10 protein-coding genes are annotated in these 12,028 nt (G+C 71.5%); 4 read left to right on the top strand and 6 right to left on the bottom strand.

Going from position 1 to position 12,028, the window contains the following annotated elements; genetic code table 11:
- The first annotated feature begins 78 nt into the window (after positions 1-78).
- Positions 79-669, top strand: coding sequence for a YdeI/OmpD-associated family protein (locus tag HGG74_RS18280; protein ID WP_168488705.1), 591 nt, complete (start codon positions 79-81; stop codon positions 667-669).
- An 11-nt stretch (positions 670-680) separates the two neighbouring features.
- Here HGG74_RS18280 and HGG74_RS18275 read toward each other — a convergent pair whose 3' ends face one another.
- From HGG74_RS18275 to HGG74_RS18255, 5 genes are all read right to left on the bottom strand, one after another.
- Entirely contained in the window at positions 681-1,820 is a 1,140-nt protein-coding gene (locus HGG74_RS18275) for an ABC transporter ATP-binding protein (protein WP_168488703.1), read from the bottom strand.
- On the bottom strand, positions 1,817-3,394 hold the full coding sequence (locus tag HGG74_RS18270; RefSeq protein WP_168488701.1) for an ABC transporter permease: 1,578 nt from the start codon (positions 3,392-3,394) through the stop codon (positions 1,817-1,819). Before HGG74_RS18270 ends, HGG74_RS18275 begins: the two co-directional genes overlap by 4 nt.
- A 50-nt stretch (positions 3,395-3,444) precedes the next feature.
- Positions 3,445-4,497, bottom strand: coding sequence for an iron ABC transporter substrate-binding protein (locus HGG74_RS18265; protein WP_168488700.1), 1,053 nt, complete (start codon positions 4,495-4,497; stop codon positions 3,445-3,447).
- 108 nt (positions 4,498-4,605) lie between these two features.
- Positions 4,606-5,766 (bottom strand): glycoside hydrolase family 76 protein, encoded by a 1,161-nt coding sequence (locus tag HGG74_RS18260; RefSeq protein WP_168488698.1) that lies wholly within the window; start codon positions 5,764-5,766, stop codon positions 4,606-4,608.
- A gap of 14 nt (positions 5,767-5,780) precedes the next feature.
- The gene (locus HGG74_RS18255; protein ID WP_205762141.1) at positions 5,781-6,755 is read right to left on the bottom strand and encodes an IS110 family transposase; all 975 of its coding nucleotides are present in this window, start codon (positions 6,753-6,755) and stop codon (positions 5,781-5,783) included.
- Between the two features lie 363 nt (positions 6,756-7,118).
- Here HGG74_RS18255 and HGG74_RS18250 point away from each other — a divergent pair, with 363 nt between their 5' ends.
- Complete coding sequence (locus tag HGG74_RS18250) at positions 7,119-7,895, top strand: SDR family NAD(P)-dependent oxidoreductase (protein ID WP_168488696.1); 777 nt, start codon at positions 7,119-7,121, stop codon at positions 7,893-7,895.
- A 21-nt stretch (positions 7,896-7,916) separates the two neighbouring features.
- On the opposite strand, the gene HGG74_RS18245 is transcribed toward HGG74_RS18250, so the two are convergent.
- The gene (locus HGG74_RS18245) at positions 7,917-8,729 is read right to left on the bottom strand and encodes a DUF1684 domain-containing protein (protein WP_168488694.1); all 813 of its coding nucleotides are present in this window, start codon (positions 8,727-8,729) and stop codon (positions 7,917-7,919) included.
- A 189-nt stretch (positions 8,730-8,918) separates the two neighbouring features.
- Here HGG74_RS18245 and ppc point away from each other — a divergent pair, with 189 nt between their 5' ends.
- Together ppc and HGG74_RS18235 are read left to right on the top strand one after the other, a co-directional pair.
- A complete protein-coding gene (gene ppc, locus HGG74_RS18240) occupies positions 8,919-11,708 on the top strand; it encodes a phosphoenolpyruvate carboxylase (protein WP_168488692.1) in 2,790 nt (929 codons plus the stop codon).
- Positions 11,709-11,711: 3 nt separating this feature from the next.
- Complete coding sequence (locus HGG74_RS18235) at positions 11,712-12,020, top strand: hypothetical protein (RefSeq protein WP_168488690.1); 309 nt, start codon at positions 11,712-11,714, stop codon at positions 12,018-12,020.
- The last annotated feature ends 8 nt before the right edge of the window (positions 12,021-12,028 follow it).

Genomic DNA, 12,028 nt, shown 5'->3' with positions numbered 1-12,028 from the left:
GCCGTTCCGAAGCAGCGTTCCGTGCCCCCCAAACCTCGTGGGCTCGGTTCGGGGCCCCGGGGCACTTACACTGGCGCCATGGCTGCCGACCTGCCCGAACTGCTGCTGCCCGATGCCGTTGCCTGGCGCACCTGGCTGGAGGAAAACCATGCCGCCTCGCCCGGGGTCTGGCTGGTGCTGGGGAAGAAGGGCGGCACGGTCACCACCTTGACCTACGCCGAGGCCCTGGACGAAGCGCTGTGCTTTGGCTGGATCGACGGACAGGTGGCCAAACGGGACGAGGGCAGCTATCTGCAGCGCACCACCCCGCGCGGGCCGAAGAGCGCCTGGTCGGCGCGGAACGTGGCACATGTGCAGCGGCTGGAGGCTGCCGGCAGGATGCACGAGGCCGGCCGGGCCGCCGTGGCCGCGGCGAAGGCGGACGGGCGCTGGGAAATGGCCTACGCCGGGCAGGCAACAGCCGAGCTACCCGCGGACCTGGCGGCGGCGATTGCGGCGGTGCCCGAGGCGCAGGCGATGTTCGACGTGCTGACGTCGGTGAACCGGTACGCCCTGTACTACCGGCTGCAGACGCTCAGGACCCCTGCGGCGCGGGAGCGCAGGATTGCCGAATTCGTGCAGATGCTCGCCCGGCATGAGGCACCGTACCCGCAGCAGCGCAAGCCGTAGCCGGCGCCGGCTCAGGCGGGGAAGGCGACGCCTTCGCCGATGACGCGCAGGCGCAGTTCGGTGCCGGGCTGGGCCAGGCTGGCGTTCCAGTGCCTGATGGTGATCGTTTCCCCGTGCAGCTGGTCGGCTCCGGCGGGCGGATGCAGCCGGAGCCGCACGGTGATCTCCGGGCCGAAGAAATCCGTTTCCAGCACGGTGCCGGCGATCGGCCCGTCCGTGGCGATCCGGATCTGTTCCGGGCGCAGCATCAGGTGGACCTTGCCCTGGCAGGTGGGCCGGCGTACCGGGATGCCGCCGAGAGCGCAGGTGGCCAGCGAGCCCTTCAGGTCCGCCTCCAGGATCACGGCGTCGCCGAGGAATTCGGCGGTCTCCCGGTCCGAAGGGCGGGTATAGACCACGAAGGGGTTGCCCACCTGGGCCAGCTCGCCGCGCCGCATCACCGCCACCTGGTCCGCAAAGGACAGCGCCTCGCCCTGGTCGTGGGTGACCAGGATGGCGGTCACGCCGGCCTCGGCCAGGGTGCGGGCCACCGCCTTCCGGGTGGCCACGCGCAGTCCGGCATCGAGGGCGCTGAACGGCTCGTCCAGCAGCATCAGTTCCGGTTCCCGGGCCAGCGCCCGGGCCAGGGCCACGCGCTGCTGCTGCCCGCCGGAGAGCTCGTCCGGGCGGCGCCGGGCATACGCCGGCTCCAGGGACACCATCTGCAGCAGCTCGGCCACCCGGGCCTCCGCGGCGGCGCGGCTGCGGAACTTCTTCCTGTCCAGGCCGAAGGCGATGTTCCGGCCCACGCTCAGGTGCGGGAACAGCGCCCCGTCCTGGGCCACGTAGCCCACATTGCGCCGGTGCGCCGGCACCAGCCTGGTCCCGCCGGCCACCACCTCGTCCGCCAGCACGATGCTGCCTGAATCGGGCGCCTCGAACCCGGCGATCAGGCGCAGCAGCGTGGTCTTGCCGCTGCCGGACGGCCCCACGATCGCCGTCGTGATCCCGCGGTGCACCGAGAGGCTGACCCCGTGCAGCACCTGAACGTCGCCGAAGGATTTGGTGACATTGTCGATGACCAGATGGCTGTTGGATGCGGGGTCGCCGGCCGGGACGGATCGGGCTGCGGGCCTGCTGGGGGCCGGCACGGGCGTGGGGGAAACGGTCATTGTCCTGCCGCCTTCCGGGATTGGGTGTAGAGCAGGTAGGTCAGGGGCAGCGAGAGCAGGATCAGGATCAGCGCGTACGGGGCGGCGCCGCTGTAGTCGATCTCGGAGCTGAGCGTCCAGAAGCGCGTGGCCAGGGTGTTCACGCCGGTCGGGGCCAGCAGCAGGGTGGCGGTCAGCTCGTTGGCGATGCCCAGGAACACCAGGGCCGCGCCGCCGGCCGCCGCCGGGGCGGTCAGGCGCAGGGTGACCCGGAAGAACACCGTCAGCGGGGGCCGGCCCAGGGACTGCGCCGTTTCCTCCAGTTCGTGCGGGACCTGGGCCAGGCCGGAGCGCAGGTTGACCAGGGCCCGGGGCAGGAACAGCACCACGTAGGCGGCAATGACCACCGGCACGGTCTGGTAGAGCGGGCGCACCAGGCTGATGGTCACCGTGACGAAGGCCAGGGCCACGACGATCCCGGGCAGCGAGGAGGTGATGTAGTTGGTGCCCTCCAGCAGCTTGGTGAACCGGCCGGGGTGGCGCACCGCCAGCCAGGCGACGGGGAAGGCCAGGACCACTGTCACCAGGGCCCCGGCTACACCGAAGCCGAGGGTCTGCAGCAGGGTCTGGCCGATTACCGGCCAGTTCCAGACCTCGGTGCCGCCGGCATAAAGCCAGCGAAGCACGCTGCCCAGCGGTACCCCGAGGGCCAGCACGGCCAGCGCGGCGACGGCGGCCAGCGCCGGTAGCCGGTACCTGCCCAGCGGCAGGGCCGCGGGTTTGCCGGCGGCGCCGGAGCCGAGGCGCGCATACCGGGCGTTGCCCCGGATCCGGGATTCGAGCAGCAGCATCAGCAGGCACAGCAGCACCAGCACGCTGGCCAGCATGTTCGCCGCGGCGCCGTTGAACGTGGACTGGTACTGCTCCATGATCGCGGTGGTGAAGGTGTTGAACCGGATCATCGAGAAGGCGCCGAACTCGGCCAGCAGGTGCAGGCCGACCAGCAGCGAGCCGCCGGTGATCGGCAGCCACAGCTGCGGCAGGACCACGCGGCGGAAGGTCCGCCAGCGGCCCAGCCCGAGCGAGGCCGCCGACTCCTCCAGGGCCGGGTCGAACCGGCGCAGCGCGGCCGCGGCGGGGATGTAGACCAGCGGGTAGTAGGAAAGCACCGAGACCAAGGTCCCGCCGCCGACGCCGCTGAGCGAGGGGATGACGCCGACCCAGGCGTAGCTGTTGACGAAGGCCGGCACCGCCAGCGGGGCAGCAAGCACCAGGGACCAGAAGCGGGCCCCGGGCAGCCTGGTCCGTTCCACCAGCCAGGCAGCGGCGATCCCGATGACGATGCACAGCGGGACGGTGAGCACCACCAGTGCCACGGTGTTGGCCAGCAGTTCGCCGACGCGGGGCCGGACAATCAGCTTGACGGCCGTCTCCCAGCCGGTGGCCACCGTCATGACGACGACGAAGCCCAGCGGGATGAGGGTGCCCAGGGTAACGGCGGCCGCGGCGGCCACAACGGGCAGCGGCGGGCGGCGCCGCCGTCCGGCGGCGGCGCCCGCCCGCCGGGAAACAGACGTGCCGGCAGCCGGGGTCATCGGACCACGGCTGCCGGCTGGAGATCATGCACGGTGAACGGCTTCCGGTCCTAGAGCAGCCCGGCGTCCGTCATGAGTTCGACGACCTTCTGGCTGTTGAGCTTGGACGCGTCCACCTTCGGAGCCTCCAGTTCGGGGATCGGGACAAGCCCCTCGCGCGGGGTGACGTCCTTGCCCACCGGATACTCGAAGTCGACGCCGGTGCCGAGCAGTTCCTGGCCCTGCTTGGAGGTGATGAACTCGAGGAACTGCATGGCAGCCTCGGGGTTCTTGGAGGACTTCAGCACGCCGCCGCCGGAGACGCTCAGGAAGGCGCCCGGATCCTCGTTCTTGAAGTAGTGCGGGGCAACGTTGCCGGAGTTCTCGCCGGTTCCGGCCTGGTCCGCGGCGTAGTAGTAGTGGTAGATCACCGCGCCGTCGACCTCGCCGGCGTTGACCGCCTTCATGGCCGCGCCGTTGCCCGGATAGACCTTGACGTTCTCCTTCATGGCCTTGAGCCAGTCGGAAGTTGCCTGCTCGCCCTCGAGTTCCAGCATGGCCGAGACGATCGCCTGGAAGTCGGCGCCGCCCGGGGCCGCGCCCCACTTGCCGGCCCACTTCGGGTCCGCCAGGTCCATGATCGACTTGGGCAGGTCAGCTTCCTTGACCTTGTCCTTGTTGTACACGAACACCGTGGAGCGGGCGGCCACGCCGGTCCACATGTTCGAGGACGGGCGGAATTCCTCCGGCACGTTCTCCTGCACGGTTTCGGAGACTTCGGTGAACAGCCCGGCGTTCTCTACCTGGGTCATGGCCGGGGAGTTCTCCGTGATGAAGACATCGGCGGGGGAGGCCTCGCCTTCGGCGATGATCTGGTTGCTCATCTCCGTGTCCTTGCCCTTGCGGACACTGACGGTGATGCCGGTCTCGGCGGTGAACGCGTCCACCCAGGCCTTGGTCATGGTCTCGTGCTGGGCGTTGTAGACCGTGAGGTCGGCGTTCTCGGTGGCTGCGGGGGCGGCACTGCCTTCGGGGGCGGCACCGCCGGCGCCGCATGCGGCCAGCGCCAGGGCCGCGGCGGCGGCAAGGGCAGCGGCGGGCAGCTGCTTGAGGCGGAACTTCATGGAAAACCTTTCGGGATCAGACCAAAGACGCCCGAAGAAGGATAGGTATGCCTAACCCACGGGCCGTTCCCAGCCATTCTTGCCGACGCCCAAGTCCTACCGCAACAATTACGGCACCGGACCGTTGCCTAATTCCGGCTGGACCGCGGCGGCGGCTTCAAGGGTCATCCAGGCCTGCAGCTGGGTGGACAGTTCCACGGTGCTGCCGGGCGGATAGCTTTCCCGGGCCGGGACGGCCGGGTCCGCCGGGAACACCAGGGCCTCGCCGTCCCGGTGGGCCTGCAGCCGCCGGCCCTCCCAGAAGGCCCGCGCCGTCCGGGCCACCAGCGTCCCGGCCAGCTGCCGCACCTCGGCGGGCAGGTCCTGCGCGGCGGCGGCCATGGCCAGATAGCGGGCGAGGATCCCGGTGAACAGGCCGCCGTCGCCGGTTCCGTGCACGCGCAGCACCGGCCCGTCCCGGTGCTGCCGGGTCAGCCCGGCCGCCACCCCGTGCACCAGGTCAGCGGCGCGGCGCAGGTCCGCCGGGGTGCCCAGCTCCAGCAGCGCCCCGAGCACCGGGCCCTGGTTGTAGGTGTACAGGTCGGCCACCAGCACCTGCCGTCCGCCGGTGCTGCGGATGCCGTCCAGGTACAGCCGCCGGCCGGCGTCGTACAGGTGCGCATCCAGCCAGTCCAGCAGTTCCCGCGCCCGGGCGGTCCTGCCGGTGCGCGCAAAGCAGAGGGCCGCCGGGCCGGTGGCGGGGGTGTTCTTGAAGTCCCGCCGGGTGCTCCAGAACAGTCCGCCGCCCAGGTCCGGGGTGTGCGCAGACTCCAGCTGCGGCAACAGCGCCGCCGCCGCCCGCTGCGGCCGGCGCCGCGGCTTGCCCGCCGCGGCGGCCAGCCCCTCCAGCCGGTGCGCGGCCAGCGCCAGCCAGGCCATGTCGTCGTAATAGTCATTGGGGAACCGCAGGCCGTTGCGCAGTCGGACGGTGCCCAGCACGCGCGCGGCCAGGGCGCCGGCGCTGCGCCCGTAGCCGCCGTCGTAATGCAGCCCGCGCACCAGCTCCCGGCGGCCGGCGTCGACCAGGCAGTCGATGTAGTGCGCCTGCCACCAGTAGTGCCAGGGCCTGCCCAGATAGAGCGGCGCCCGGCGCGGGCTGCGTGCGGCACCCAGATGCGTGCCGGGCAGGCCGAGCAGCCGGCAGCCGAACCTGCCGACGACGGCGGCGGCGGCTTCATCCGCCCGGCCTCCGGCCAGACGGACGGCCCGTTCCTGTGCGGGGGTGGACATGAGTTTCTCCTATGTCAAGCGGCTGCCGGTTGGCAAGCCGTCTCCGCTGCGGGGGCGGTTGTTGTCAGGGTTTTGTGGACAGTTTTGGCCAGTTGCCGTTTGAGGCAGCGAAGAGCCTCGGTGGTGCTCTTGCCCTCGGCAAGCTTGCGCCGGTAATAGTCCCGGCCGGGGCCGGGAAGACGGATCTGGGTGACCGCGATGCGGTGCAGGGCGCAGTTGACCTGGCGGTTGCCGCCCCGGTTGAGCCTGACTCTGCCGGCAATCTCCCCGACCAGCTTGGCCGCGGTCAGCGGCCCGCACCCGGGCAGCGCGAGCAGGCGGGGTTCGCAGTCGGCCACGAGCCGTGAAATGCGCCGCTCCAGATCGTTGACCCTGCCGGTCAGCGGATCGATGTCGCCCAGGATCTCCGCGGCCAGTTCGGCCACGATCCCGTCCCGGCCGGCCAGCCAGTCCTTCAGCCGGTCCCGTACCGCGGCACGGTCCAGCGACAGCGGGGCCGGGTCCATGCCCGGGTCCAGCTCGTGCAGGTGCCAGCGCAGCCGGTTCACCGCCCGGGTCCGCTCGGCCACCAGGTCCTCGCGGCGGTCCACCAGCAGCTTCAGCTCCCGCGAGGCCGCGTCGTGGCAGGCCCTGGGCAGGTCCGGCTCGCGCAGCACCGCCCGGGCCACTGCCAGGGCATCGATCGGGTCCGACTTTCCCCGGGTGCGGGCCGAGGCCCGGGAGCGGGCCATGAGCCTGGCAAAGACCCGCACGACGGTCTCGCCGGCGGCCAGCAGGTCCTGCTCCAGGCGGGCCGACAGATGCCGGCAGTCCTCGATGCCCCAGACCCGGTCCGCCTCCGCGAACCGGTTCCGGGCCCAGCGCAGCGCCCTGCCGTGCCCGGCCGCGGTGGCCGGAACCGTGACCTGCCCCAACTCCCGGCCGGCCGCGTCGACGGCCACGACGGTATGGGTTTTCTTATGGACGTCCGTGCCGAAAACAACCACCATGGAAATGGCCTCCTTTGATCAGAGGGACGGTCGGCCGGCCGGCGGACAAAGCTCAGTCGGGGCGGTGCCACGCTCCTATCAGGCCACGCCGGCCGGTCCTTCACACCCGGTGCCGGCAAAACGCATGACAGCCGCCGCAGACAGCGGCACCCAGCCTACGAGCCAGACACCGGATGATCAGGATCCAACCACCACGGCAACCGTGGCACCACCCACCCTGGCACTGAGCCCAGCCTAGCCCGGTCACCGCCGCGAACTTGTGAAGGGCGGGAGGCGGCCTGGCGCCGGCGTGCCGGCGGCGGGAAGCGGCCGGACGGCTATGCTGGCCTGAACACAGCCCGTCCGCAGCCTCAAGGAGCAGCCGTGGAGATTGCCAGCACCGTCGCCCTGGTCACCGGAGGAGCCTCCGGACTTGGGGCGGCAACCGCCCGCAGGCTCTACGACGCCGGAGCCTCGGTGGTGCTGGTGGACCTGCCGGGCGCGGCCGGGGAGGCTGCCGCCGCCGGACTGGGGGAACGGGCGCGCTTCGTGCCCGCGGATGTGGCCAGCGGCGAGCAGGTGCAGGCGGCGGTCGACGCTGCCGCCGGGCTGGGGCCGCTGCGGATCGTGGTCAACTGCGCCGGCGTGGGGACCCCGGGCAAGGTCCTGAGCCGCGAGGGTGTGCTGCCGCTGGAGGCCTTCGAGAAAGTCGTCCGGATCAACCTCACCGGCACGTTCAACGTGATCCGGCTGGCCGCCGCCGCGATGGCGGCCACCGAACCGGTGGAAACCGAACTGGGCGGCCCCGAGCGCGGGGTCATCATCAACACGGCCTCGGTGGCGGCCTTCGACGGGCAGATCGGCCAGCCTGCCTACGCCGCCTCCAAGGGCGGCGTCGCGGCGCTGACCCTGCCGCTGGCCCGCGAACTGGCCCGGTCCCTGATCCGGGTGGTGGCCATCGCCCCGGGGATCTTCGAGACCCCGATGCTGGCCGGGCTGCCCGCCGAGGCACGGGAATCGCTGGGCCGGCAGGTGCCGCATCCGGCCCGGCTGGGCCGGCCGGCCGAGTACGCCAGCCTGGTGGCGCACATTGTGGAAAATGCGATGCTCAACGGCGAGACCATCCGGCTCGACGGCGGGATCCGAATGGCGCCGCGGTAGCGCTTCGTGCCGGCGCCCGGGTTACCTGCCCGGTGCCTTCTCCCCGGCGGTGACGGGAAAGGGCAGCTGGTTGGCCCGGAACGGTGCCGGGCAGGAGGTGTGCCCGGAGAAGGCGAACGGGTAGGCCAGCGCCCGGTTGAAGTCCAGCACCACCGCGCCGTCGGCGGCCGGGGCGGCGTCGAGGTACCGCCAGGCCGGGGTGCTGCTGCCGTTGGTCTGGTCCCGGAAGCCGATCCGCAGGCCGCCGCCGAGGGCCTCGGCCGCCAGCCGGTGCGTGGCCCCGCGGTACTGGAAGCTGATTTCGCCGACCGCCTGCAGGGTCAGCTCCACATCCGCCCGGGCGGTAGGCACCCGTTCCGGCACGGCCTGCGCGAAGGCGGTGTAGCTGCCTTTGACCACCCACTCCGGGGAGTACTCGAAGGTGGGCACGCCGCTGAAATTCTGCTGCAGCACCGACCCTTCCTCGCGGGTGCGGATCAGGTAGCGGTGGTCCCGCCGCAGCAGTTCGACAATGACATCGTGCTGGCCGCCGGTCCACATTACCCACAGCGCCTGGCCGCGTTCGTCCAGGGCCTTGGTCAGCTCGCCGACGGCGTCCCGGCCGTTGTCGTACAGCACGAATTCGTCCTCGTGGCGGACGCTCAGGGCGGCACCGTACTCGTCGGCGCTCCACAGCCCGGGCACCTGGTCCACCTCGGCGGCCTCCGGTCCCAGCCGCTGGAACGAGGTCAGGCTCAGCCAGCCGAAGTCCGCGGCCAGGGCGTCCTCGCGGGCCCGGCGCCAGGCGTACCAGTCGGCCTCGGCCGTGGTCACTTCGTTCTCCAGGCTGGTCATGGATCTCCCTTCCGGTGCTGCGGCTGCCGGTGCTGCCGTGCCGGGTCCGGCAGCCTGCCACACAGTCTGCTCCTGCGGCCCGGGCAGGACAAGCCCTGCCGCAGCCGTTGGCCTTGCCTCTACCAGCCTCCCCTCCTCGCTCCCGTAGACTGCATGCTGTTGGCTCCCTTCGACGGAAGGTTCCGCACCATGCCTGCGATCACCTCGCAACAGGACCTGGACGCGCGCCTACGGGCGGACGTCCGGCGCGTGAGCACATTGCTGGGCGAATCCCTCGTGCGCCAGCACGGTCCGGAGCTGCTGGAACTGGTGGAGCAGGTCCGCCTGCTGACCAAGGAATCCAAGGAAGCCGCCCGGGGCGGCGGGGAAGCGACCGGGCCGTGGACGGCGCGCGATGTCGCCGACCAGGTGCGCGAACTGCTCGCCGGGCTGCCCACCGCCCAGGCCACGGACCTGGTCAGGGCCTTCGCCTTCTACTTCCATCTGGCCAACGCCGCGGAGCAGGTGCACCGGGTCCGCGGGCTGCGGACCCGCCCGGAGCAGGAGGGCTGGCTGGCCCGGGCGGTCCGGGAGATTGCCGGCCAGGCCGGACCGGCTGTGCTGCAGGAAGTAGTGGAGCGGCTCGATGTCCGTCCGGTGTTCACCGCCCACCCCACGGAGGCCTCGCGCCGCTCGGTGCTGGACAAGCTGCGCGCCCTCTCGGATGTGCTGGCGGCCCACACTCCCGAAGGCAGCACCGCCCGGCGGCGGCAGGACCGGCAGCTGGCCGAGATCATCGACCAGATGTGGCAGACGGACGAACTGCGCCAGGTCCGTCCCACGCCCATCGACGAGGCCCGCAACGCCATCTACTATCTGGACAATATCCTCACCGACACCATGCCCGGGCTGCTCGCGGAGCTGGCCGAACTGCTCCAGGAGCACGGGATCAGGCTGCCGGCCACCACCGCGCCGCTGCGGTTCGGCAGCTGGATCGGCGGGGACCGGGACGGCAACCCCAATGTCACCGCGGAGACCACCCGCGAGGTGCTGAAGATCCAGAACCAGAATGCGATGCGCATCGCCATCGCCCGGGTGGACGAACTGATCTCCCTGCTCTCCAATTCGACCTCGCTGGCCGGCGCGAGCGAGGAACTGCTGGCCTCCATCGAGGCGGACGTGAAGAAGCTGCCCGGACTGGACCCGCGGGTGTTCGAGCTGAACGCGCAGGAGCCGTACCGGCTGAAGCTGACCTGCATCAAGGCCAAGCTGATGAACACCTCGCGGCGGGTCCAGCAGGGCACCGGGCACGAGCCCGGCCGGGACTACGCCTCGACCGGCGAGGTGCTGGCCGAGCTGGGGCTGCTGGAGCGGTCGCTGCGCAGCCATTCGGCGGCGCTGGCTGCCGACGGCGCCCTGGCCCGTGCCGGGCGGACGCTGGCCGCCTGCGGGCTGCACCTGGCCACGCTGGACATCCGCGAACTCGCGGACCGGCACCACGACGTCGTCGCCGCCCTGATGGACCGGCTGGACGAGCTGCCCGGTCCCTACCTGGAGCTTGCCCGCGGCGAACGGCGCCGGGTGCTCGCCGCGGAGCTGGCCTCGCGGCGCCCGCTGGCGCCCTCGCCGCCGCCGCTGGCGGCGGACACGGCCCGCACCTTCGCCGTGTTCGGGGAAATCGGCCGGGCGCTGGATACCTACGGGTCCGACGTCGTCGAATCCTACATTGTGTCCATGACCCGCGGGGCGGACGATGTGCTGGCGGCGGCGGTGCTGGCCCGGGAGGCCGGGCTGCTGCGGCTGCACGGGCCGGAGGCCTTCGCCCGGATCGGTTTCACGCCGCTGCTGGAGACGGTGGCGGAACTGCGCGGGGCCGGCAGGCTGCTGGACGAGCTGCTCTCGGATCCGTCCTACCGCCGGATCGTCCAGCTGCGCGGGGACCTGCAGGAGGTGATGCTGGGCTACTCGGATTCGAACAAGGAATCCGGCGTGGTGACCAGCCTCTGGGAGATCCAGAAGGCCCAGCGCAGCCTGCACGACGCCGCCGTCCGGCACGGGGTGCGGCTGCGTCTGTTCCATGGCCGCGGCGGTTCGGTGGGCCGCGGCGGCGGCCCCACCTACGAGGCGATCATGGCGCACCCCAACGGGGTGCTCGACGGCGAGATCAAGTTCACCGAGCAGGGCGAGGTCATCTCGGACAAATACTCGCTGCCGGACCTGGCCCGGGAGAACCTGGAACTGTCCCTGGCCGCGGTGATGCAGGCCTCGGCGCTGCACCGCACCCCGCGGTTCTCCGCCGGCGAGTTCGAACGTTACCAGGCGGTCATGGACCTGGTTTCCGAGGCCGCGTTCGCCAGCTACCGCAGTCTGGTCGAGCATCCGGACCTGCCCGGCTATTTCCTGGCGTCGACGCCGGTCGAGCAGCTCGGGGCGCTGAACATCGGCTCCCGCCCGGCGCGGCGCCCCGGGGCCGGGGACGGCCTGGCCGGGCTGCGGGCGATTCCCTGGGTGTTCGGCTGGACCCAGTCCCGGCAGATCGTCCCGGGCTGGTTCGGCGTCGGCTCGGGGCTGCAGGCCGCCCGCGCGGCCGGCATGCACGGCGAGCTGCGCGAGATGATCGGGCGCTGGACCTTCTTCCAGACGGTCATTTCGAATGTGGAGATGACCTTGGCCAAGACGGATATGGATATCGCGGCGCACTATGTGGACACCCTGGTGCCGCCCGCGCTGCGGCACCTGTTCGACACGATCCGCGCCGAATACGAGCTGACGGTGGCCGAGGTGCTGCGGCTCACCGGGGAGCAGGAACTGCTGGACAGCCAGCCGGTGCTCAAGCGCTCCCTGCAGGTGCGGGACCAGTACCTGGACCCGATCTCCTACATGCAGGTGGAGCTGCTGCGGCGCTACCGCGACAGCGGCGGGGCGCAGGACGGGAGCCTGCAGCGGGCCATGCTGATCACGATCAACGGCGTCGCGGCCGGCCTGCGCAACACGGGATAGCCCGTGCCTTCCTACCGGGCCCAGCTGGGCATTGCCGGCCTGCGTCCCGGACATGCGCCGGAGCAGGTGATGGAGGCGGCGGTCGGCGCCGTCGGCTCCGCCCATGTGGTGGAGGCCAACCAGCTGGAGATTGCCGGGGGAGTGCCCCGGATCGCGGTCCGGTTCACCGTGGAGGCGACCGCGCGGGAGATCGAGGACCGGCAGGCGCTGCAGGCCGGGGCGAACATGCGCGAGGCGGTGGACGAGGTAGCCGTTACCGGGCAGCTGCAGGTGCTGCGGCGGGTGCGCGGGCGCTGGGAACCGGTCGGCTGAGCTGCCGG

Source organism: Arthrobacter mobilis, from assembly GCF_012395835.1.
Lineage (GTDB): Bacteria > Actinomycetota > Actinomycetes > Actinomycetales > Micrococcaceae > Crystallibacter > Crystallibacter mobilis.
The sequence above is the reverse complement of the archived record's forward strand: the minus strand, read 5'-3'. Positions and strand labels throughout refer to the sequence as shown.